The organism is Desulforapulum autotrophicum HRM2 (genome assembly GCF_000020365.1).
GTDB lineage: Bacteria > Desulfobacterota > Desulfobacteria > Desulfobacterales > Desulfobacteraceae > Desulforapulum > Desulforapulum autotrophicum.
Window position 1 is genome coordinate 946,310 of the sequence record NC_012108.1, and the last position, 23,657, is coordinate 969,966.

The 23,657-nt window shown below is 46.7% G+C and carries 19 protein-coding genes; 1 reads left to right on the forward strand and 18 read right to left on the reverse strand.

All coding sequences use genetic code 11. From position 1 onward, the window contains the following. Positions 1 to 4: 4 nt before the first annotated feature. From HRM2_RS04085 to HRM2_RS04115, 7 genes are all read right to left on the reverse strand, one after another. Positions 5 to 2,188, reverse strand: a complete 2,184-nt coding sequence (locus HRM2_RS04085) for a vWA domain-containing protein (protein WP_012663185.1) — start codon at positions 2,186 to 2,188, stop codon at positions 5 to 7. A gap of 414 nt (positions 2,189 to 2,602) precedes the next feature. Then, a complete protein-coding gene (locus HRM2_RS04090; protein ID WP_232364191.1) occupies positions 2,603 to 3,256 on the reverse strand; it encodes a hypothetical protein in 654 nt (217 codons plus the stop codon). Positions 3,257 to 3,316: 60 nt separating this feature from the next. Beyond that, positions 3,317 to 4,519 (reverse strand): hypothetical protein, encoded by a 1,203-nt coding sequence (locus HRM2_RS04095; protein ID WP_232364192.1) that lies wholly within the window; start codon positions 4,517 to 4,519, stop codon positions 3,317 to 3,319. A gap of 131 nt (positions 4,520 to 4,650) precedes the next feature. Next, positions 4,651 to 6,843, reverse strand: a complete 2,193-nt coding sequence (locus HRM2_RS04100; protein WP_041273041.1) for a hypothetical protein — start codon at positions 6,841 to 6,843, stop codon at positions 4,651 to 4,653. Positions 6,844 to 7,079: 236 nt separating this feature from the next. Next, positions 7,080 to 7,778: a tetratricopeptide repeat protein gene (locus tag HRM2_RS04105; RefSeq protein ID WP_012663190.1), complete on the reverse strand. Its 699-nt coding sequence runs from the start codon at positions 7,776 to 7,778 to the stop codon at positions 7,080 to 7,082. After that, complete coding sequence (locus HRM2_RS04110; RefSeq protein ID WP_148214558.1) at positions 7,775 to 8,284, reverse strand: hypothetical protein; 510 nt, start codon at positions 8,282 to 8,284, stop codon at positions 7,775 to 7,777. The genes HRM2_RS04105 and HRM2_RS04110 overlap by 4 nt, the downstream gene beginning before the upstream one ends. A gap of 389 nt (positions 8,285 to 8,673) precedes the next feature. Then, positions 8,674 to 10,029 (reverse strand): IS4 family transposase, encoded by a 1,356-nt coding sequence (locus HRM2_RS04115; RefSeq protein WP_012663192.1) that lies wholly within the window; start codon positions 10,027 to 10,029, stop codon positions 8,674 to 8,676. A gap of 1,121 nt (positions 10,030 to 11,150) precedes the next feature. On the opposite strand from HRM2_RS04115, the gene HRM2_RS04125 reads away from it, so the two are divergent. After that, complete coding sequence (locus tag HRM2_RS04125; RefSeq protein WP_012663194.1) at positions 11,151 to 11,864, forward strand: multidrug resistance protein (efflux pump/antiporter); 714 nt, start codon at positions 11,151 to 11,153, stop codon at positions 11,862 to 11,864. A 555-nt stretch (positions 11,865 to 12,419) separates the two neighbouring features. Here HRM2_RS04125 and HRM2_RS04130 read toward each other — a convergent pair. The 11 genes from HRM2_RS04130 to HRM2_RS04180 form a co-directional block, all read right to left on the reverse strand. Continuing rightward, complete coding sequence (locus HRM2_RS04130) at positions 12,420 to 13,145, reverse strand: amino acid ABC transporter ATP-binding protein (RefSeq protein ID WP_012663195.1); 726 nt, start codon at positions 13,143 to 13,145, stop codon at positions 12,420 to 12,422. Beyond that, on the reverse strand, positions 13,146 to 13,802 hold the full coding sequence (locus tag HRM2_RS04135; protein WP_012663196.1) for an amino acid ABC transporter permease: 657 nt from the start codon (positions 13,800 to 13,802) through the stop codon (positions 13,146 to 13,148). Continuing rightward, positions 13,802 to 14,530 (reverse strand): amino acid ABC transporter permease, encoded by a 729-nt coding sequence (locus tag HRM2_RS04140; RefSeq protein ID WP_012663197.1) that lies wholly within the window; start codon positions 14,528 to 14,530, stop codon positions 13,802 to 13,804. Before HRM2_RS04140 ends, HRM2_RS04135 begins: the two co-directional genes overlap by 1 nt. Positions 14,531 to 14,604: 74 nt before the next feature. After that, positions 14,605 to 15,477, reverse strand: coding sequence for an ABC transporter substrate-binding protein (locus tag HRM2_RS04145; RefSeq protein WP_012663198.1), 873 nt, complete (start codon positions 15,475 to 15,477; stop codon positions 14,605 to 14,607). 585 nt (positions 15,478 to 16,062) lie between these two features. Beyond that, the gene (locus tag HRM2_RS04150) at positions 16,063 to 16,635 is read right to left on the reverse strand and encodes a helix-turn-helix domain-containing protein (RefSeq protein WP_012663199.1); all 573 of its coding nucleotides are present in this window, start codon (positions 16,633 to 16,635) and stop codon (positions 16,063 to 16,065) included. 17 nt (positions 16,636 to 16,652) lie between these two features. Next, positions 16,653 to 17,963, reverse strand: a complete 1,311-nt coding sequence (locus HRM2_RS04155; protein ID WP_012663200.1) for a lactate racemase domain-containing protein — start codon at positions 17,961 to 17,963, stop codon at positions 16,653 to 16,655. Next, positions 17,960 to 19,291, reverse strand: a complete 1,332-nt coding sequence (locus HRM2_RS04160) for a (Fe-S)-binding protein (RefSeq protein WP_012663201.1) — start codon at positions 19,289 to 19,291, stop codon at positions 17,960 to 17,962. Before HRM2_RS04160 ends, HRM2_RS04155 begins: the two co-directional genes overlap by 4 nt. Next, on the reverse strand, positions 19,288 to 20,661 hold the full coding sequence (locus tag HRM2_RS04165; RefSeq protein WP_012663202.1) for an FAD-binding oxidoreductase: 1,374 nt from the start codon (positions 20,659 to 20,661) through the stop codon (positions 19,288 to 19,290). Before HRM2_RS04165 ends, HRM2_RS04160 begins: the two co-directional genes overlap by 4 nt. A gap of 9 nt (positions 20,662 to 20,670) precedes the next feature. Beyond that, the gene (locus tag HRM2_RS04170; protein ID WP_012663203.1) at positions 20,671 to 21,948 is read right to left on the reverse strand and encodes a TRAP transporter large permease; all 1,278 of its coding nucleotides are present in this window, start codon (positions 21,946 to 21,948) and stop codon (positions 20,671 to 20,673) included. Beyond that, positions 21,945 to 22,424, reverse strand: a complete 480-nt coding sequence (locus HRM2_RS04175; protein WP_012663204.1) for a TRAP transporter small permease — start codon at positions 22,422 to 22,424, stop codon at positions 21,945 to 21,947. The genes HRM2_RS04170 and HRM2_RS04175 overlap by 4 nt, the downstream gene beginning before the upstream one ends. Positions 22,425 to 22,493: 69 nt before the next feature. After that, entirely contained in the window at positions 22,494 to 23,528 is a 1,035-nt protein-coding gene (locus HRM2_RS04180; protein WP_012663205.1) for a TRAP transporter substrate-binding protein, read from the reverse strand. Between the last annotated feature and the right edge of the window lie 129 nt (positions 23,529 to 23,657).

A 23,657-nucleotide genomic window follows, 5' to 3' on the forward strand; every position in this document is an offset into this window, starting at 1 on the left:
TCCCTCAGGGAAGGAGCTCCAGGCTCACAGGGTATACATGTTCATCCGGGTCATCCTCCGGGCTCAGGGCGACCCAGCCTTCGGGCCTGTCATGGATGGATTGATAGGCCTGAATTTTGGATTCCAGTTCGTTTAGAAATTCATCCTGCTCATCCACGGACCAGCTCATCCACAGATCGTTGTTCATGCTCATCAGTCTGCTCTTATAGGGCAGACCTGAGAGGAATTCAGGGATGAGGCCGGTATCTGCCATGGTTTTTGCGTTCTTTATGAGGTTGGGATCACGGGAGGCAGCAGCAGATGTGGCCTGGAGTGCACTGAAAAAATCCTCCCCCCCGATCTGGCCCCTTCTTCCCGCTGCCATGACTTCTTTTAAAATGGTATTTAATGAATCCAGCTGACGTTTGTTGATTAAAAGCCTGACTTCCATGGCTTGAATATTGGGCACAACCAGGTCCTTGTCCGTTGCCCAGGCCACAATATCCCTGGGGGCCTGGGCACCGCTTTGCTTACCCACCCACTCCACCATGGCAGCCTTCACCATCTGAAAGGCCAGATCCTGGGCACTTGGCTCCTGGGCTACGCTCTCCTCTGCCACCGGCAACACCCTGGTGCCGGTTTCTGGTGCGGTCTCACCTGTGGTTCCGGTGGTGGCTGTTGCCGATGCCATCGAGGCTGAAGGCTGACTGAGCATGGCTTCCTCGCTGGGGGCGGCCGCTTCACCCTGGGCACCGCCCGGGGAAGATCCTGGGCCGTCAGCGTTACTGAAACTTTTCCCGATATCCCCCTGCTTGACCGTCCTGAGCATGGTGGTCAAGGCATAGGTAATGTCCGAGGCGATTCGTTTAAACCCCTCAATGTTCTCAGAACTCATGGAAAAATAAGCATTCCCACCCTGCATGCCGGGGTTGGCGCTCAGTTTCATGAACTGCATCTCAGCCGATTCATGATACTTTTTGGCTCTGGGGGCTTTTACATGCATGGCATACAGGTAGATGGATGCATCATCTGAAATGGCCCTCAGGGTCTGGGCAGACTGCCCCGAGGCATTGTACTTGTGTCCGGGTTCGTGTCCGGGCGCATCCCCCAAAAGGACGATGATCCTTATGGCGCCCTGGGTCCAGGCAGTTTGTGAAATGGCGTCATTGATACCGCTGAAAACATCTTCAGCATAGTCATCACTGTCCACCTGGGTCACATCCACCTTGGAAAGGGCCTGCACAAAATCATTTGCAGGTAAAAGCGCCGGTGTGTAATTAAAGGTAGTGTAACCGATACCTGGGATCTTGTCCACAGGATCCCGGTATCCCCATACCCCAAAACGCAGGCTTTGGGCCGTGGCCGGGTCTGACCCAAGGTCCTGGGCCACCTGCCTGATCACATCTAAAGTCGCCTGAATATAGGGACGCATGGAAACTGTGGTGTCAGAAACAAAAACCACGTCCATCTTCATTGCCTTAAATACCTCTGCGCCAACCCCAGCCACATCCTGATTGGCCTCATCCAGATAGTCCTTATTCTGACTGATATCTGTGGACTGTCTGGCATCTGGCCCCCCGGCAGTTGCGGCTGCGATCTGCAGAAGCCTGCCTTCTCGCCCGTCTATTTCCAGTTCTTCAAAGGATAAAATCGGCAGAAGATAGAACTGGCTTGCGATATCCACTGCCTGCTTGGGCTCTACTGACCGGATGGGGAAATTCTCTGGTATCTGTTTTGTATTCAGGGCATGGTATAGTTTATCCACCTCTGCCAGACGGGTGTCAGTATCTTTTTGAACCAAGTCGGCCAGGGGACCGCGCCGGGCAAACATGAGAACCGGTTTTCGTCCTTCCGGGTGGGTATAGGCCAGACACATGGTCTGTTTCCACTCAAAAACGTCTTTGGCCTGCATCCATCCCAGAGCATTTCCCCGGTTGTCAGAACCGACTTCATACCAGCCGTCTTGAAGTTCTATGTCTTCAGCGCTTGGCCGGGTGTATACATAATAGGGCTGAAACGCAGGAACATTTTCCTTTACCGTGCCGCCGTTGAGATCTTTGCTATTGTATATGTGAGAACGCGGTCTGGCCAGAACCCGCAACGGTAATACGTTTTTACCTTCTATTGAAACAGGTTTTCGCCGCTCTGCTGCAGATACCGGAATGGCCAGACAGGAAATGAGTAACAGCAAAAAACACTTTTTCAACATAATGTAAACCTCCTGTATTACTTGATGATTTGAGACTTCTTTGCCATTTTAAAGATAAGGCTTATACAAAAATCCCCGGGTCCTGTAAATAATGCCAAATTGAATGTTTATCGCCAAGATGTATTAACTCAAGATCTTTGCACTTGTCAATAGTCAGTGCAGTTCAAAACAACAAAGGAGCCTCCTGAATCTTTTCCGTGGAGATAGATATCGCATCTCGGCCAGGGGAATCTCTGGGTCGATCTATCCTAGTTCGTTATCTCTCCGTTGCTACACGAGTGATGGCAAGCATTCGCCGGTTTCTTGAGAGAGCTTCGACTCAAGGTCAACGGGAAGAAAAGCAAGTTGGACCCGCTTGTGGGGTGGCGTGGGGGCTTGAGGGAGAAAAACAATACCAACGTTTGATATCAACTATTATTTAAGCAGCGGGCAGCCGCATCGGTGACAGGTATCGTCACACATTTCATTCAAACTTGCACAGGCATTGCAAAAAATAATGGTATCATCTGATTTATCATATTTCTCGTAGGAATTAAGTTTGCCGTGGTGACGGACCTTGTCACCAATGTGATAATAATTATAGACCGTGTCATCATTTTCTGCAGTAAGTTCATATTTTTTCCGGTGATCTGACTGAATAATAACTTTAAAGAGCTGATAGTCTTGAATATAATAGTCATTACCCGTGTTATACACTTTTCGTTTTTTCTTTTCTATCTGTTTGTCACAAACCGTCCCATCCCATGTCGTGCTTTTTTGTTTGGAACGATTCGTTAAGAAAGCAATCGCCATGAACATGCCGCCGATCCCAAGACCTATGTATAACGCCTGGGGATTATCCATTTCACGGCTTGTCTGGCCATATATGAAAAAACCAATAATTGCTGCACTTGCAATAATGAAAGAAAATATCCAGGCATATTTTGAACTGTTTTCTATATATTTTGCAAATGCCGGGTCACCAATTTTATCTGAATATCCCTTTCTTTTAGATTTATCCATATCTTTTCCTTTTGCAATTATGATTAGATCTGAATCCGCTGGTATTTCACCTATTTTTCTTGCCAACCTTCAGGCCGCAGTGACAGCATGAACGTTTCAAAATCACCGGCTTTCCCGTGCCGTTTTTTATTTGTCACAATCGCCTTTCATCTCCTGCATAAACGCATCACATCCTTTTTCACGCAACGGACCCCGGTACTTTTTGATCACCCCTTTTTTCATCTCCAAGCCTGCACGTTTTCGCAACAGGGAGCCTAAATTAATTTCTGCTTTCCGTAAAATCTGATCCCGGTTTTCCGAGAATCGCTGCCAGACAACGGCATCATTGGGTACTTTTGTATTGGGTAAAAACATCGGACCAAACACTTGAACTTCTCTTTCCGTCGGATAAATGGCTTTTATCTCCTTGCCAAGCGTATTCCGGATGTCGACGATCTCCTGATCCGTCTGGTTTAATTCCTTTTCAAGCGTTCTGACATACAACTCCTGATTGTCCTTTGACCAGGACCGGCTTTCAATAAAGAGTTTGGACGCGTCCCTGAACTCTTGGTTTGACCGGTTTGTACTATAGGCCTTATCCAGTACTTCTATATTGCTTTTTAAGTTCCTCAGGTTATTAAGATGGGGCGGTAAGATGGCATCCATCACATCTATTTCACCCCAGGGTTTTACTAAATTCAATATGGGGTCTGACGGTATCCAGGGTTTTATTAATTCCACAGCAAGTTCTGAAGGATACAATCCATCCTGGCCTTTTAAAAAAAGAGAGACAGCAATCGCTTCTTCGCAAAGACTATCAGATTGGTCAGCAATCTTTAAAGCTTCCTGGACAATGGATGTACCCTTGGTACTCCACACCACAATATCCTCAATTTTTTGAGAAACAGATGGCAGGCAGTTATTGCGATAATTTGTCAGTTTATGCCACAGCTTTTCTTCAGATGGGGTTAACCGTGGCAGGGCAGGGGTTTGCTGAACCGTCGGACCCGTTTCAAAGGGCATGTCCGCGGCTGAAAGCGGAGGCAGGTTATCTGCTGCAAGGGTCAGCGTATCCACCACAGAGACGTCACCTTCAAGTTTATAGTTTTCAAGGCAATACTCCCATATTCTTTGATCACTGGGCAATGGAAACCGCCAGCATCCCATTCCGCGGGCCATGCAGGGGGGACCGTTGCTATTGCAGGAATATCGTTTATCAACCGGTTCAAGGGGGGCCGGATGATAGGAGACACTGACGCCACTGGCAGCGCCGCCCCCATCTTTACGGCACAGGCAATTGTAAAATGCATCCGGCATGGGTTTGCCAACCGAGTTCATCAGTTTTTTCATTTTTTCATGATTCAGCTGAGATACATATTCCGCTGTATTCTTAACCTGCTTTTTATCTTCTTCTGCAAGGCAGGCAGTATTAACTGTTCCCCAAAAAAACAGTGAAAAAAACAGAATATAACCGAGTGTTTTCATTTTAATGCCCCCTTCAGTTCTCTTAAAAATTCATCGGGGTTAAAGTCTTCATCATCTACATAATTCCATCGATGTGCAGCAGTTGCGTCCTCGGGCATCACCCATTGCTTGGTTATCATTTGCAGTGCCATACGACAGCCATCTGTTGATATTTCTTTGGGCGGTATTGAGGAAACAACAATGGGCATTGTCAGTTTGGGGTTTTCAAACAGATGAATTCCGACACTCCCATCCAGAACGGCCTTTATCCACAGTTTGGAAAGCTGGACCATTATCCTGCCGTTCCATTGGGTCTGAAGCCATTTTGTATTAATTGTGCGCTGCCTGTCCCCAAGGCTGAACAGGTATTGATCGTCTGCATCTTTTTTTAAAACCACATGGTGTTTGCCAAGTCCGATATCAAAGGCATCTGTCTGCCCTGGGTCAAACGCTAGCACGATTTGAAATCTGCCTTTGTCAATTCTTCTCTTATCAAGGACAATGACATCCTTTTTAGAGCGTATCCCTTTTATGGTCTTTTCTTCCGGGCTTACATTAATGTTGACCTTTTTGTCTTGCATGGCACAGTCAACAATGCGGTCCTTACCCTCAAAACATTCCCAGTCCTTGAGTTGGTCCGCCCCAAAAAGGGTTTTAACTGGCAGGGGGGGGATTGGGGGAATAACTTTTGCCGTCATGTTCTTCTTTTCAATGACCCTGTTGAGTGTAATCTCTTTTAAAGCCATGGTTACCGGAGCATCCTTTTTGCCAGCCAGGGAGGTAACCCACATGTGCAGGCCGTAGTCTGCAACAAGCATCGGACAGGCAACCGATTTTTTCTCAAGTCCGTCTGTTTCAATACTGAGCATGCCTTGCGTAAAACCAAATGTGACCTGGGATGGAGCCGTTATGGGAAGAATTTCGGTTAAAACCTCTTTATTCAGGATTTTCAGTTTCATTTGGGATGTTTGGCTCTCCGGCAACGGTGTCCAGGTCAGCATAAAAATCTTGTTGCCGGGAGATTTCCAGGAAGAGTTGATATCTCCGGCAACAATTGAAAATCCGGTTGTTTTTTCAGGGTCAAACCTGACGGTTGTATGGATCTGTGTGCCCTCTTGATCGAGCTTGTCAAGCCAGATAAGCGGTTCTGGAGAGCCGATGCCCACTTCTCCCCAGTTGTTTTTAGGGCCGACATCTGCAACCAGCATCCCCTTTGTGAGTGTGACAAAATTACCAAACATATCGCTGTGCTTGACCCGGGGGTAGGGGATCCACTGCCTATTAAAATTTTTTCCGTCAAACAGGGTTATTGCCGTGTTTGAATCAGACAGGTTTGACAGGGGTTCAACTGTTTTTACCGGTATCCGGGCCATGGATATGGATTCAAGCCCCATCTGGGCCGGGAGTTTATGTTTTTCAGATTGGGAGTAGACTTTTACAAGATAGCCTTTCTTTGGGGTGCCTTGGCTATAAAACGAGGTCTCGACGCGCAGCGCATCTGCCATTTGTGCATAACAGTACTGATTGGGATACAGGACAAGGGAAAGGCGTTTGGACTTGTCATTGGAGACAAAGGCTTTCTGACTGAGGCCACTGCTTGCGTCCAACCGAATAGATGCCATCCCATTGCCCTCTGGTTTGTAAGTGATTTTTATATCTGCCTGGGAATCAACTGCATCCAATTCAATGACATAGCCACTGGTAAGCCTGTCAATAAAATTGAATTCAAAACGATAACCCTGTTTGTCCGCCACAGAGTCAAAAACAGCCAGCGGTTCTTTTGACACCAGGCCAACTCTTCCCCAGCTGTGATTTTCAGGAATATTTATATGCAGAACGCCATTCTCAAAGGATCCATAATCAGCCAGTTTTGCGTCATAATCATATGCTGAGAATACAGGTTCTATTGTTTTGCCGTTAAAAAGGATCTGCTTTGGATATTTCAGCTCATCTTCCAGGGCTTGAATTTCAGATAGAACGCTTATATACGGGGGATAATTAACACTGATAGTGGGTGCCAGGGATAAGGCGTTTCTGGCATCGTTGAGTTCTTTCTGCTGTATCAAATTGCGGGCCTTGTTCACCCAGGCATCCATTTTTTCCTTTTGCAAGGTCATGGCTCTGACCAGAGATTCAACATCACTGGTACTATTTGCCTTTTCAGCGTCTTTTATAATCTGGTGGATAGCGCCATCTAAATTGCCACTCATCCACATCTCTTTCGCCTCTGGGAATGCATTTATAGTAGAAGCATTCCCAACCTGCAGTGAAGCGCCCAAAATCAAGACACATGCGATGATACAAGCCCTGTATATCTTGAAATCAACCACCATTATCAAGTCTCCATGAAAAATAATTAAGGGGTAGCCATACTAACAAAATCATTAAATTTAATCTGTTTCCAGGAAAAGATCTTCCATAAACTTTTCGAAGATCCTTTTCATGGTTACCGGTGTGACCTTTTATACCGGATCAAAACATCAGCATAGTATCTCAGCCACAGATCCCCTTCAGGAGAAGAAAAAAACCTGGCTTTCTTCTGACCAAGGCGATACGCTTCCTGTACATTCCCATTAGCGCCTTCAATATCCCCATCTTTATCCCTTATTTTTGATTCCAGGAAAAAGGCCAAAGCCGAACCTGGATCAGACTCCAGGGCGTTCTGGGAATCTGCCTGGGCTTTTTTGTTATCTCCGACCGCCAAGTGAGACAATCCCTGCCGGACATAATAATAGGCTTTGGTTACGGGTTTTACAGACGCTGCATTTTCAAAGCCTTTCTCAAAGTCATGGAGGGCGGCGGTATAATTTTCTCGTCGGTACTCCAGATCACCTCTTTGCAGATAGCACAGGCCACAGGCAGGCTGAAGTAAAATTGTCTGATCCAGGTAACCCATTGCTTTTTCATGGTGGTCAAGTCGGATGGCAATGGCGTATTCAAGTTTGAGTGCACGCCTGATAATTTTTTTATTATCTCCACTGGAAAAATTTGCCCTTCTTGCATGGCGCATGGCCTGGTCCATATCCCGGCGTTCATATGCCCGATATGCCTGATTAAGTTCCTCTTCAGCATCCAGGATAAAAACGCCTGTGACCATGACCGATAGTGCCGCAATAATTGTCACCCCCCGGACCCATTTAATCATTGCCTGCCCTCCGGCTGACTGTTGACGCCCACAAGCAGAAAGAATCCCATGAAAAAAAGGTCAAACAGATTTAAAAAAATCCAGAAACCGCCATTAACCCCCAATTGAAAATTCTTTGCTGCAACGCCCCCCATAAGGCTGATTCCCCATACCGTTTCCCTTGTTTGATCTTGGAGGACCCGACCCAGCCACCCCAAGGGGTCAAACCACGGCTGGGCCATACCAAAACCAATTGCATGGGCAATCATGAAACAAATGAACAGGATCAGGACCTGCATCATTGACCCGGGGATTTTCAGGGTTTTTCCAGGGGGCAGATCTTTTGGGCATAACATATTTGCCGCCCAAGGAATAAAAAGTCCGACCATGGTCCCCTGACCCAGCACAAAATACCCATACCAGTAACGGATTCCGCCTGCAATTGCGCCAACGGCAAGTGCCAAAAATATACCGATAGCCAGCCGTCGAGCCTTTATTTTCCCTGCTCGCTGAAGCAATGGGGTCATGTTTTCTGTTCTTTTGGACTTCATCTCTTATTGTTTCACCGTGACCATGTCTTATTGTTTCACCGTGACCATGGTTCCCAAATAAGCAATACCATCCGATTCGTTGGATTGTTTATTTATTCAGCAAGGGTCAAACCTATCCCTGCCACCCTCTTACTTCTGTATATAAAAGACCGCTGTTTCTAATCAGGGATGGTTGCTAAACGATTTTATATCTATGATATGGAAAATTCCAAGTTTAGTTTAACCCCCATTAAATTTAGTGAAAAATACTTTACATGACGTGCAGCTTTATTCAAGAAATATATCGTTTTTCGTCAGGATTTTGTATTATTATCTCAACTTTCTGAGAAGTAAATTCATCTCTATTCCCCTTCCAATAGGGGCGTTTACCGATTGGAAAGGCCGAAATATACAAGTGCTTCACCCATTATCAGGTCGAGCATGGAATTTATGATCTTCTCAGACAAGTTATGAACCTTTCGTAACGTAGCCATGGCTAATTGCATTATCCTCGTTAGTGCATCAAGGAAAGTTATGTTGGCCAATTCTTCATTGCAGGCTCTGAATAAATCTCCAAATGATCGTTGATCAACGCTTTTCCTTTGGAACAGACTCAGAATATTGTATCTGGCCATTACCAGGGAAGTGTGTCCGATCAAACCATCATAGTTCCGGATTTGGATCTCTTTAACCAGTTTTAGATGCTGTTTGCACATTTTAAAAAATACTTCGATATCCCAGCGTTTACCGTACAGCCTTATTATTTCATCATCTGCTATGGTAATATCTGTTGATAAAAGGGCGAGCCATCCTCGTTTTTTATCACAGGGGACAAATATGACTCTGGCTTTGTTCCCGTCAGGTAACCGAACAAGGACACTGGCCTTAACTTTGGCCTTCCCTCTTTTTTTCTTTAATTTTCCATAAAGGTCACTTAACCTGAGTCTCTTTCCATTGTACTCGTAAAACCATTTTGGATGATCCTTAAGCATGCAGATAATGTGGATATGCTTGCGAAGGCTCGAAATCACCGAAGGCATTGAAAACCAACTATCCATTACAAGATACTTCGCCCTGATACCAATCTTGAGGGCCTTTTTTACCATTGGTTCCAGATGCATTGTGGATTTTGTTATCGCTTCTTTGCGGCGTTGATAACCGCACGTTCTTTTATCAATATCTGGATTGATTTCATTGTATCGATTCTTTTTGTTTGCTGATGATAACAAGGCAAAATCAATCCCGAGAAAACTGTTACCATCTGACCAGCCAAGAGTAAGCAGCCTGAAGCCTTTTAGATATTTGTGAGTTGCATGATCATATACACGGGAAAGAAGTTCCACTTTTTTGGAACGGCTTCTGTCGTATGGCGAGTCATCAAAGATAAGAACCTCTTCAGAAGAATTATCCAGAAGACCCTTAATTATACAATAAATTCGGCTGCTAAGAAGAGTTGTAAACCGTCTCCAGTTATAGGTGGGCGAATTTAAAAAGTCATACACGGCATCTTTTCCGACTCCCACTTTTTTATTCCGCACTACGCCTTGGAAGAAGTTTTTGCCAATAAACGCCAGATTGAAAACGATAGTGAACAATTCCAGGGGAGAAGCACCTTTGGTTTTGACTATACCTGAATTGTTGAGCATGCTTCCAACTTTTAATTTGGAAAAATAATTACCAAAAATTCCGAGCTTTTCAGGATTTATGGTTTGATTTTGATATTCTGTCGAGGTAATATGCATTTTGATGAGATTCCTATCTTTGATTGTTGTTTTTTAGGGGTAAAGAACACGTATCATAGGTAGTGAATCTCGTCAATATTAATAGTTATTTCAAATTGTTGTATTTTTAAAATTTAGAGTGACTAAACTCCGAAAGTTGAGTTATTATCAATAACGACCTTGTCTTCCGACGCAGAAGGGTCACGGCTACCTTCCCGGAAATACCGCCGGTTAGCCGGTCAATTTTGTATTTGATCTCGGTCAGTTGCGCTCCCACCCTTGAGCTTGCCTGAATGTGGAAATCTCGATATTCAGGAAATACCCCGGTGGTATCCCAGGCCTTGTCCCATTTCATGGCGCCAATGCTGCCCAGCCCGCTGCCTTGATATGCAAATGGGTGGCGTATCACCTTCCATATCGAAGCGAGGATATACGGAGGTCGCGCCGGTGTACCCCCAAAGCTCAGAAGTAGTTACCAAAAATTCCGAGCTTATCAGGGTTTATTGTTTGATCTTGAGGTGCTACCGGGGGATTATGCATTTGACGAGGTCAACAAGGAAGAAGCCGGAAATAGATGGCATTAATTTAGACTTGTGAACATTCTACACGAATATCCCCTGTTTCTACACCGACGTTTTTAGAATTATTCTTGTCCATCAGCTTGCTATATCGAAATGATTGTAAGTGAATACAGCCATATTCAGAACTTGACTATTAACCCATTACTTGTTATCGTTTTTCTGCATGTTTACTTAAATATGAAGATCTGAAGCGTTCTTAACCTTTAAAACAGGTAGGGATAAGCAGATACGATGAATATACAAAACCCCATTTCTCAAGAATACTGAGTGATGGGGTTTTGTTGTTTGCTGGCAGCGTAATCAGTAGGCGGTATATTTGGATTATGTTATGGCACGATTTTAATGGCCTGTTTCTCGTGTGATACTATCAACGTATCTGTATAACCGGCATGGCCGGAGCGAGGTATGGCTCCGGCCTCAACGAACTTTGAAACACCTTCATTGACAATGCTTTGGCGAGTGTTTCATATAAAGACATTAAGGTGCGCATTTGGTCGGATAGCCTTACAAGGGTTATGTTATCCAGATCTGCACAATTACTTATTATAAAAAGAGCCCACCTTGACTATTGAGATTAACCCTAGGAAAACATTGACATTCTTCCTATGTATTATTGTTTTGTTACTTATAGCTAATATTATGGGAATAATTCACAGAATATTATTTAATCATGATTATTTGCGAGGATTATTTAATCTTTTTGACTTTAATACCGAAAAAAACATCCCAACTCTTTATTCTTCAATAACATTAATCTTTGCCAGCATTATACTGGCTTTTATCACTTATTTTCGTTGGAAATCTCAAAAAACATTTTTTTCATGGGGAGTATTGTCTTTTATATTTCTATTTTTATCGATTGATGAAATATCCTCGATTCATGAAAGGCTTATTGCACCAACTAGAAGGTTCTTCGATACTTCAGCCTTTTTTTATTACGCATGGATTATACCTTATGGCATCGCTTTAATAATTTTTGTCGTTTCGTATATTAAATTTCTACTTGAAGTACCCAAAAGTATCATGATGTTATTCCTTTTGTCTGGTGGATTATTTGTTCTAGGCGCCATAGGTTTTGAAATGCTTGGTGGATGGCAAGCAGAATTATATGGTACCAAAGGGCTTCTTTATTCCATATTCTATACTTGTGAAGAGTTGCTCGAGATGCTCGGAGTTGCTGTTTTTATTTATACCCTGCTCAGGTACATTTTAAACGAAAATCAACTAATTGAAATTATCTTAAGAAATAATGTAACTATTCAGCTAAGAAAATAGTAAAAATTGCATTTTTTACCTGATAGGGTTTTTCGTTAAAAATTGCGATTCAATCGACTTTAATCGTCCCGCTGTAATTCGGTGTAGAGGTGGCGGTGTCCCCTTCCGCTTATAGTTTGTTTAGCCTCCTAAATACCAGGACCGCTCTAAAAAATAAAAGGTCAAAATCAGCATTTCAGGGGCAAAAAATCAATTCTAAAAACCTGTATTATAATCTCCTCAATTGATAAACGGGTTGAGGAGACAACGGGTGAAGATTGAATCTATAGATATCAAAGCGGCCGTATAAAAAGTCAAAGCCATGATCAAGCTTGAATAAAATCTGTCACCCGTCTTCACATTAACCATTGAGCTCCTTCTCCTGATCGTCACTTTGCTATCGAACCGGCTGAACCTTAACGGTAACAACAAAGGGCATAACCGCCATGTTTGACGTGATCATGGGGCAAGCTGTTGCATATTTCGGACTATCTGATGACAAAAAACCCCCAATTGGTGGGGGTTTTGAGATAGATTTACTTCTCAGAAAGTTGAGCTGGTGATTTTCCGAACCGGCTAATGTATGATTTTTTCCAGGAAGTCTTTTGCCCGCTGGCTTTCAGGATTCTCAAAAAAGGATTTGTCTGTTCCTCTTTCAATAATTCGACCTTGATCCATGAAAATGATTTCATCGGCCACTTCCTTTGCAAATCCCATTTCATGGGTTACAACAACCATTGTCATACCTGAATTGGCAAGGTTAACCATAACGTCAAGGACCTCTTTGATCATTTCAGGATCCAGGGCAGAAGTGGGTTCGTCAAAAAGCATGATATCCGGCTCCATGGCAAGGGCCCGTGCTATGGCGACCCTTTGCTGCTGACCCCCGGAAAGGTTGCCCGGATATTTGTGGGCCTGTTCTGTAATACCCACTTTTTCAAGGAGTTCAATGGCCTTTTGCTCTGCCTGTGATTTGCTCTGATTTAAAAGTTTGATGGGTGCAATGGTTATATTTTCTATTACCTTCATATGAGGATAGAGTTCAAATCTTTGAAAAACCATGCCCATTTTTTGCCTGAGCTTCATAAAATTTGTTCCAGGATCTTTAAGGGAAATTCCATCCACACGAATATCTCCTTCCTGGAAAGGCTCCAACCCATTGAGTGTTTTTAAAAGAGTGCTTTTCCCGGAGCCTGAAGGACCACAAATAACCACAACCTGACCCTTGCTAATGGTCTCGTTGACATTGTCAAGGACCTTGAGCTTGCCAAACCATTTACTGACATTTTCTATTTCTATCATTTATGCAATTCCTCTTTTAAGCTCCATTCTTTTACCTATTCTGCTTATGCTGAAACAGACAAGCAAATAGACAAGGCCCACAAACAGATAAAGTTCAAAACTTCTCATTTCCCTTGCGTCCACTACGTTTGCAGACCTTAAAAATTCCCGGAGTCCAATAACATAGGCAAGGGAGGTGTCCTGAAAAACAACGACCCCCTGGGTAATAAGTGATGGAAGCATATTTTTTAAAGCCTGGGGGATGATAAAATATCTCATGGTCTGCCAATAGGTAAAACCGCTGGAATAGGCGGCTTCCGCCTGTCCTTTTGGGATGGATTGTATGCCGGCCCGTATGATTTCAGCAAAATACGATGCTTCAAAAAGAATAAATGCAATTGAGGCTGAGGTGAAATCACCAATGGGTTTACCCAGAATAAGGGGCATCAGAAAGTAGAGCCAGAAGATCACAAGGATAAGCGGCTGGGTTCGCATGAGGTTAATAAACAAAGTTGCGGGGTAATAAATGGCCTTGATGGTGCTCAACCGGGCCATACCCAACAGAATACCAAGGAAAAGCCCGCCTGTAATTGCAATGACTGCCAACTCACAGGTGGTGAGAAGACCACCCATCAAGAAGGTGAAATTATGGGTGATAACTTGCCATTCAAAATTCATCAGCAGGCCCCTTTTCTAATAATCAGGCCAGGAATCGCCAATTTTTTTTCCAAAAGGCCCATTATTCCGACCACGACCAAAGTAATAATCATATAGATTATGCAGGCTGCCGTAGTGGCTTCCAGGCCGTGGAAGGTATAGGCTTCCACCTGCTGACTCATAAAAGTTGTCTCCAGCACGCCCACCGTCATGGCCAGGGCAGTATTTTTAAACACAGTCAATGCTTCTGTTGTCAGTGGTGGAATAACCAGTCTTACGGCCAGGGGTAAAATGATATACCGATAGGCTTGATAATGGCTGAAACCCGAACTCAGGGCTGCATTTAACTGATCTGGAGAAATTGAATTAATTCCGGCCCGGATCTGCTCGGCCATTCTGGACGATGAATACAGGGAAAGACCCACAACTACGATCCAGAATTCAAAATTTGGGATTTCCTGGTACATCCAGATTCTTGTCTGTTCAGGCAGAAGTGTGGGCATGGCAAAGTACCAGAAAAAAAGTTGCACCAGTAGAGGGATATCCCTGAAAAATTCAGTATAGGCTTCTGCAAATATTCTGAGTGGTCGGTTGCGTGTAATTCTAAAGGTTCCGATGATGATTCCCATCAGTAAAGACAGGAAGCAGCAGATTATGCCCAGTTTGACCGTTGTCGCCACCCCGCTCAGCAACCAGCCACCATATGGCTCTTCCCATAAAATTGACCATTTGAAATCATAGACTAGCATCTGTTACTCCATATCCGGGAAGGGTTGTGCCACCCTTCCCGGTTTTGGTTTTATCCCTAGAGAAAGTTGGAAGATTAGAGGGGCCAGGACTGAAGTTTGAGTAATGTTTTAAAGTCGGCTGTCATGGGGAAGGGGACTTCGCCTTCGGGACCGAACCATTTTTCATAGTATTTCATGTATCGGCCGTCAACAAACATTCGGATCAACTGTTCATTGACGAAATCCTTGAAGTTGGAATCATTTTCCGGAAGGATAAATCCGTAGGGGTCATAGGAGAGCAATTCACCCAGAATGACATAATTATCAGGGTCCATTGCCTTTGCCTTCATGCCCGCAAGATGACTTCCGTCGCCGCAGTACGCATTGATGGCGCCATTTCTAAGGGCCAGCATTCCCTGGGTATGCTCCTGGTAAACGACCAATTTTACGGGTGGATTAAAATAACCGGATTCATTGAGGTTGCGAATGGTCTTTTCATTGGTTGAGCCCTGGGCCGCACCAATCTTTTTGCCTGAAAGATCTTTTGCAACCATATAACCGCCACTTTTTTTAGCAAGCAGCTGGCTGCCGGTGAGGAAAAATGTTAACGAAAAATCAACCGTGTCTTCACGGGGAACCGTATGGGTGGCAGCGCCACAAACCATATTCAGGTTTCCGTTGGCAACCAGTGGAATTCTGGTTTTGGGATTCACAACCTTGATCTCAAATTCAAGGGGTTTTCCAAGTCGTTCTTCAAGTGCTTTATGAAGTTCTTTTGCAAGGTCTATACTGAATCCGACATGTTCATTTTCAGCATTATGAAAGCCAAAGGGGATGGCACCATCCCTTGCGCCTACAATGAATTTATTGCTGTCAGAAATCTTTTTTAGAGTGTCTCCGGCAAAAGCGCCTGAAGTAAATACCATGAACAGCATCAGAATCGTGCCGAATAACAGTGGTTTTCTCATTTCCCATATTCTCCTTTTTGTGTTGTTGGGCTTTTTTAAAAAGACAAAAACAAGTTTATGCCCTTTATGTCTTTTGACGGGGACATTGTCCCTGTCTGTTCTTGTGGGGTTTTTCTATTGCCGTTTTAATGTTGACTGTTGACAGTCTTAATCGCCCTGAAAATTGATGTCAATAGCTTTTTTTATAAAAATAAATTACAAAAACGTAGATAAAATGCTAAAAATTACGTAAATGTTAATATGGGGTGGTGGTGGCTCGGTCAGGAAAAATTTAGATTAACGTCTTTGCCATTGATCACGGATTTGGTTTGTTTGAGATGCCGCTGTGATAGGGATTGAGAAAAAGGCTGAGACCCTTTTGTCTAGATCAGGAAGACAAGGCCATGTGTTGTTTTTTGTCCCATGGCCAGTCTCACCATGGTGCCGTTTCTGCCGGAAAGCCTGCATCCGATTCAGGATACTGTGACCGGGTAAATAAAGATTGAATTGGGTACAGTTTTGTAACAGATATACAGGTGTGAACTTGATCTTTGTCAAAAAAAGTGCGGCACTCCGGGTGAATCGTGGGTTCTATCTGATCATCGTTTACTGGTGATTGCGCTTGTAAAAATAGATGACCACCAGCAGTTTTGATTTCTCATGCCCCATGCTTTTGCCCACATGGGGTATCACTGAATCAAAATAAACATTATCTCCGGGATCCAGGTGATAGGTGTCGTCCCCGTAATAAAATTCAAGTTGGCCGTCCATGACATAGATGAATTCTTCCCCCTCGTGGGAGTAAGTCCTTTGTGCTTCAAAGGGTGCATGTATGATAAAGGGTTCCATGTTTTTGCCGGGTTTTTTTTCTGCCAGTAACTCATAGTCATATCCTGGAAATTGTTCGGTTCCGGGAATCAAGGTGCGCTGGGCTTTTCTTGAAAGGCAGAGTGGGACATTTTTTGGAGAATCAATTCCCTGGGACAGAAGGGTGGTGATTTCAACCTCCAGGGCTGCTGCAATTTTGCTCAGGGTCGAATAGGGAGGAGCTTTCTGGGAGCGTTCCACCTTGGAAAGATACCCTTTGGTCAGGCCTGTTCTGTCGGCCAGTTCCTGGAGGGTCAACCTTTTCGAAGTCCGGAATCGTTTGATATTAACGGATATGATTTTTTCGTCCATATTTTTTGTTCCGATTGTTATCCCTGATGGTTGGGGCCGGTATTCTGTTTGGGGGAGGCTTTTTCCATGTCATTGACCCGGGGCAGAATGTTTTCAGCAAAGGGGATGATGTATCCTTTGCCCGGGAGCATTTTGACATAGTCTGCAATATCATCGGTAAACTCAAACCCAAGGGCCTGGGTGGTGGGTGCATCAAAATCCGACACCAGGGTGATGCGAAAACGCCTGAGAAGGTCAATCACCCGCAGGGCCACATAGGCGGGCATATTAAAATCCGTTGTCAGGTGCCTGCCCAGTCGTTCAGGCTCGTCTTTAAATGTTCTGAGTGCCTGGGCAAAAATTTCGTTGCCCTCTCCCTGGCTGCATGCTGCTGTAAACAGGAGATGTCCGCCTTCCTTGACCCCGTTCACGGCATTGAACAGGGCCTTGGTGGACTGGTAGAGCTGGCCATCGGTGCGGTGGCCGCCGGCGGAAAAAATAGCAAAATCCGCCCTGGCTGGGATTGCTACACAGCAGGCATGGTTAAGCCGGGTGCATCCGTCCATAAAAGTCTGCTCAACATCGCCCACGGCGGCATGGAATATTTCCCCCTGGCCGTTGGCTGCCACGGCTACATAACAGGCGGTCTTATCCCTTAAAAAAAGATCAGCCCCCTCCTGCATGTCTTCACTGACAGGGTTCCCCTGGAGCTGGGTCTGGCGAACCTGGGGAAGGGGAATGCCGTTGCTGCCCATTGCAAGACTGTGGTTGTGACGGATGGATGCTTCCCCGGCAATACCGGGCAGTATATATTTACGTCCCCCGCCAAATCCGGCCAGCATATGGTGGAGAATTCCGCCAAAGATGATGATGTGATCGGCATCCCAGGCCTGGCGTGTCACCCAGAGGGGCGTGCCCCTGGATGTGGTGCCGATGTTGACCAGATCTTCGGGCCGGAGGCCTGCAGAGTTGATGATTTTAACACGTTCCATTGACCCGGCTCCGGCAAGGCCGCTAAATTTTTCAGGCGGCATCTCTGGATGGGTGCCAAGGGCAATCATGATGCAAACCTTGTCCCAAGGAACCCCCAGGGCTGCCAGGGCATCCAGAATGACCGGAACAAAAAGATCGCCCCGGGCCCAGAGCCGGGTATCATCCGGGATGATAACGGCAATGGTTTTTTGGTTTATATTGACCGGGGAACACTGCCTTATGCCCTGATCGATGATTTCATGGATCTTCACATGATCAAGGGGCGGTACATCTTGGCCAGTGAGAACCTCAATGACCTTTTCATCAGGGATTTCAAAATTCAGGTGTCCCCTGCCTTGTTCAAGTGTTATCTTCATGGTTGTCTCAATGCCCTGTGAATGATGGTTACGGGATGAAGCACCTTGATGGGATCTTTTTCATCAAGGTTGCCTGCCAGGTTGATCCGGCAGACCGGGCAGTCTGTGAGCCATAAATCAACCCGGGCCGATCGGACCTGGTCCACTTTTTTGTGGATCATGGCATCGGCAATGTCCGGGTGCTCATAAAAAAAAGTGCCACCTCCGCCGCAGCAGTCGGCTTCACCCGGGGTCGATACGTAGTCAATGGTCGGTAACCCCTTTAAGATTTCCCGGACCCGGTCCAGGGTATGAAAACTGTTTCGTGAATGACAGGGGGCATGGTAGGCGGCACGTTCCGGGCAATCCTCCTGGGGTTTGAATTCAAGTTCAGCAATGTGAGTGCTAAGGAATGAAAGGATATCAATGGTTTTATCTGCAATTTGCCGGGCATCTGCCGCCAGGGTCTTTAATGCTGAAGTCTGGACCGGGTTTTTTTTCGTTAAAGCATTGTGATTGTTTCCTGTACTTTCAACGTTCTGTTCAATGTTCTGGTCGAGCATTCGATCAAGGAGTCTCGGGTATTCGTCCTTCAGGGCGGCCCCACATGTGGTGCAGTCCACAATAACGGCATCGCAGTCATAGGCGGCAAGGGCAGTGACGTTGGTCTGGATGTTTTCAAAGGCCTGTTCCTGGGCGCCATGGAACATCATGGGGATGGCACAGCAGGTCTGGTCCCGGGGGATGATCACTTCGTACCCCAGGAGGGTAAGCACACCGACCACGGATCGTCCTGTATCCCCATACATGTAATTGGTGGCGCAGCCCGTAAAATAGACCACACACCCTTTTTTTTTGCCAACAGGGGCAATCTTTTCAGGCAATCCGCTTCGCAGGGGCTTTTCATTGAGCTGGGGAAATTGTTTGACCGGGATGTTGCCCAGCCTGTACTTGCGGGCCAGAAAATCCGGGGTCAGTCGCTGGCCGATCTTTGCCATGCCGGCACCCATGCGTATGCGGTATTCCTTGGACAAAAGGTAGATCAGACCTTTTATGGCCGGGGTGTCCCCAAGATCGGCCACCATTTTCTGGCGCATGTCCATGAATTTTTCATAGTGGTTGATGCCCGAAGGGCAGGTAACTGCACAGGAACCGCACATCAGGCATTTGGAGATCAGCTCTTTCAACAGGGGGGATGCCCCAAGGGTATTGTCCTCAAAGGCGTTGATCAATTGAAGCCTTGCCCTGGGTGAGGCCTGTTCTTCTTTTAATACCCGGTAAACCGGACAGGTGGCCAGACACAGGCCGCATTTTACGCAGTTCTGGAGGGATTTGGTCGTCTGTTTCATACAAATTTCCCCGGATTGAGAATGCCCTGGGGATCAATGGCCTGTTTGATCCGGGTCATGAGATTGATGGAATCCTGGTTCATTACCAGGGGCAGGTACTTGACTTTGGCAAGGCCGATGCCGTGTTCCCCGGACAGGGTGCCGCCGAGATCCGCAGCAGCCTCAAAGATTTCATCAAAGGCTTGTTCAACCCGGGCCCATTCTTCTTTGTTGCCCTTGTCAGCCGGTATCATGGGGTGCATGTTGCCGTCCCCGGCATGGGCCAGGACACCGACCTTGAGTCCATGATTCTTGGCAATTTTAACGATTCGGCGGATCATTTCAGGCACCTGGCTTACGGGAACGGTGACATCCTCGGAGATCAAATTCGGTGCCAGCCTGGCAAATACCCCGTAGGCCGATCGACGGGCCGTCCAGATCTGGGCCTGTTCTGCTTGGCTTGTGGCCTCCTGGATCCTGGCGGCATTGTTGGCCTTGAGTCGCTCAACAATCCGGCCCATCTCTTTTTCACAGGCTTCTGCTGTTCCGTCAATTTCAATGAGCAAAGACCCTGCAGCCTCACGGTCCAGCCCCAGCCCGGCACTGTCCTCAATGGCGTTGAGGGTGAACTTGTCCATCAATTCCATGGCGGCCGGCAGGATACCAGATCCGATGATATCACTGACCGCATTGGCTGTGTCATCCAGGTCATTAAAGTTAACCATGAGGGTTTTGGTGGTTTCCGGCAGGGGGACCACCTTTAAAATAGCCTGGGTCACAAGACCGAGGGTACCTTCAGATCCACAAAACAGGGCTGCCATTTTGTAACCTGTGACATCCTTGACGTTTCTGGAACCGAACTGGACAATCTTTCCGTCGGCCAATACCGCTTCCATGCCGAGAATATAGTCCATGGTCACCCCGTACTTGAGGCAGCGGGGGCCACCCGCATTCTGGGCGATGTTGCCGCCGATGGTGGAGGTGTTGATGGATCCGGGATCCGGAGGATAGAAAAATCCAAAGGGCTGCAGGGCTTTTTGCACATCGGCATTGATCACCCCTGGCTGGACAATGACATACCGATCCCTTGTATTGACTTCAATGATTTTGTCCATTTTTGAAAAACAGACCACGATGCCATGAAGAATCGGAACTGGCGCACCGCATACCGATGTGCCGGCCCCCCTGGCGGTGACGGGTATGTTGTGGCTGGAGGCCACTTTTAATATTTGGGAGACTTCGTCTGTGGTTTCAGGAAAAATAACGGCATGGGGCATGGCTTCTACGAGAAAGGCATCGTAGGCATAGCAGGTCAGTTCTTCCTGGCGGTCCAGGTAACGTTTTTCCGTAACAATGGCGATGAATTCTTGTTTAATCGAATCGGTTATCATGGGTACTCCTTAACGAAGGATCCACCCGGGCAGGGCCAGGGAGATCCATGGAATGTAGGTGACCAGCATCAGGCAGGTAAGCATGATGGCAAGAAAGGGGGCAACACCCCTGGCAATGGTGAGAAGCGGGGCTTTGGTAATGCCTGATGCCACAAACAGATTGAGCCCGAATGGCGGGGTGAGCATACCCATCTGAATGTTCAGGACCATGACAATGCCAAAATGAACCAGGTCAATGTTGTAGCGGTTCAGGGTTTCTAAAAAAAGGGGAGCCAGGATGAGCATGGCTGAAACATCATCCATGAAACAGCCCAGGATGAGAAACAAGACATTCACCGTGAGCAGAAACATCCAGGGACTGTTGATGTGCTGGATAATGATATCTGCCAGCTGGTGGGGCAGGTGTTCTGCCGTCAGAAGCCAGATAAAGGTCATGGCCGTGGAAAGGATAAAGAGCAGGCAGGCAGACAGTACGGCCGCCTCCTGGCATACCCCTGTGATCTCGGTGAATTTAAATTCCCGGTAAATAAATAGCTCAACCCCCAGGGCATAGACAACCGAGACGGCAGCGGCCTCCGTGGGGGTAAACAGACCCGAGTATATCCCGCCCAGGACAATAAAGGGCAGCAGCAGTGCCCACACCCCTTCCCGGGCCGTGCGGACGATCTCGGCAAGGGATGCCCGGGTTTCAACCCGCCAATTGTTTTTCCGGGCAATAAAGAAGGTGTAGGCCATGAGGGCAAAACCAATGAGCAGTCCGGGGACAATGCCTGCCATGAACATTTCCGCCACAGACACGTTCATGACCAGGCAGTAGAGGATCATGGGAATGGACGGCGGAATGACGATGCCCAGGGATCCGGAGACCGTGATCAGCCCGAGGGAGAATCGTTCGCCGTATCCGGCCTTGATCAGGGCCGGGATCATGATGGAACCAATGGCCACAACCGTTGCCGGCGATGAACCGGAAATGGCGGCAAAAAAGATGCAGGCCAGGATTCCGGCCATGGCCAGCCCGCCCGGAAACCATCCCACCAGGGCATTGACAAAGGCCACCAGTTTTTTGGCAATTCCGCCCCGGGTCATGATGGACCCTGCAAGGATGAAAAAGGGAATGGCCAGCAACACAAAATTGTCCAGGGCATTAAACAGCTGCTGGGTGATGATGTGCAGGGGGGTGGAGGTAAAAAAGATCAGGCAGACCATGGTGGTGATCCCGAGAATCACCGCAATGGGAACCCCGAGAAAAAGCAGGCAGCCAAAACAGATGCAGATGGTGAGTATCATCCGGCCTCCCCCTGTTTTAAAAATTCCCATGCCTTGATCAGAAACCGTGCCCCGATGACAATGGAGAAGACGGGAATGGGAAGATAGGCAATGTACATGGGGATCTGCATGGTCGGTGAGGTGGTCGCATATCCGTACATCCGCAGGACAATTTTCCAGGAATACCAGGATACGGTAAAGAAAAACAGGGCGGAAAGGGTGCTGGTCATGCCCTTTACCCGTTGCTGCCAGGGCTGCTTCAGGTTTGTCACCATCAGATCCATGGTGAAATGGCTGCCGGTTTTAACCCCGATGGCGGCGCCCAGAAAGGCGATAAACACACCGAGATACCGACCCAGTTCTTCAAACCAGGAAAAGCTGTAATTAAACAGATACCGGGTAATGACCTGGATGAATCCCGCCAGGGCAAGTCCTATAATAGTCCAGACCAGGGTTATGTTTTCCACCCTGTCTATGAAATCATGGATCCGCTGCAATTTAAATGGTTCTCCTGAATGCTAACCCCCTGGCCGGGAAAGATTTTTCGGCAAGGGGGAATTTAAAGCTTATTGCTGGTGCAATTTGATTTTATCGAGCATGAAATCAAAGATGTCATCACCGATTCTTTTACGGTATTTGTTCCAGACCGGGGTCATGGAGACCCGGAAGGCTTCACGTTCATCCGGTGTCAGTTCAATGATTTCAATATCATGCTGTTTGGCATAGTCGGCAATGGAAATGTTGATCTTGGGCAAGGATTCATGCAGGGCTGCATTGACCGAACGGTTAACGCCGGTGGCCAATTTTGCTGCATCCATGAAAATCTGTTTGTCCCCGTCAGCGAGGCTTTCCCAGTAATCCATGCCCACCACGATGATGCATTCGGTCAGACAGTGCTGGGTCTTGGTGACATACTTGGTCACCTCGGTGAACTTCATGAGAACCGTTGTCATGAGGGGGTTCTCCTGGGCGTCAATTACCCCGGTCTGGAGGGCATTGTAGATCTCTGGGAAAGGAATCCCCACGGGTGAAGCGCCCAGCTGTTTGAAGGTGTCAATATAGGCTGGTGAATTCATTACCCGGACCTTGAGCCCCTTGATGTCTTCGGGGGTACGTACGGGGCGTTTGTTGTTGGTAAAGTCACGGATTTCATTCTCGGTCCAGCCAATGGCAATGAATCCTTTTTTGGGAAAATAGGAAAATATTCGTTCCTGGACCTCCGGGTCATCCAGGGTGGCATAGGCTGTTTGTCTGTCCGGGAAGATAAAGGGCATATCCAGGATGGCGCACTGGGGAACAAAATTTTGAAGCACTGCCGTGGTCAGGGCGGCTATCTGCAGGGTTCCCGATTGTACCTGCTCTGCCATGGAGCGTTCACCACCCAGCTGACCCGTGGGGAAGGTGGTAATGTCAATGCGTCCCTGGGTCTTTTCCTTTACATAGGCGGCAAAGGCATCGGCCGCCTTTGCCTGACCGTGGAAGGGGGGCGCTACATGGCCGAACTTAATGTTTTCAGCAGATGCCGGCAGGCAAAAGGTCAGGGTCATCAGGGCTGCCAGGGATATGATGAGACGAGTTTTACGAAACAACGGTTTTATCATTTCAAAGACTCCTTAAAAAATATGGATTCAAATGTATTGATACATAGGAACAAAAAGTTCTTCTGAGTACCCAAATGTTTTTCATTTGTCAACTCAATTCAGTTTCTTACTTTAATTTACAAGGGAAAA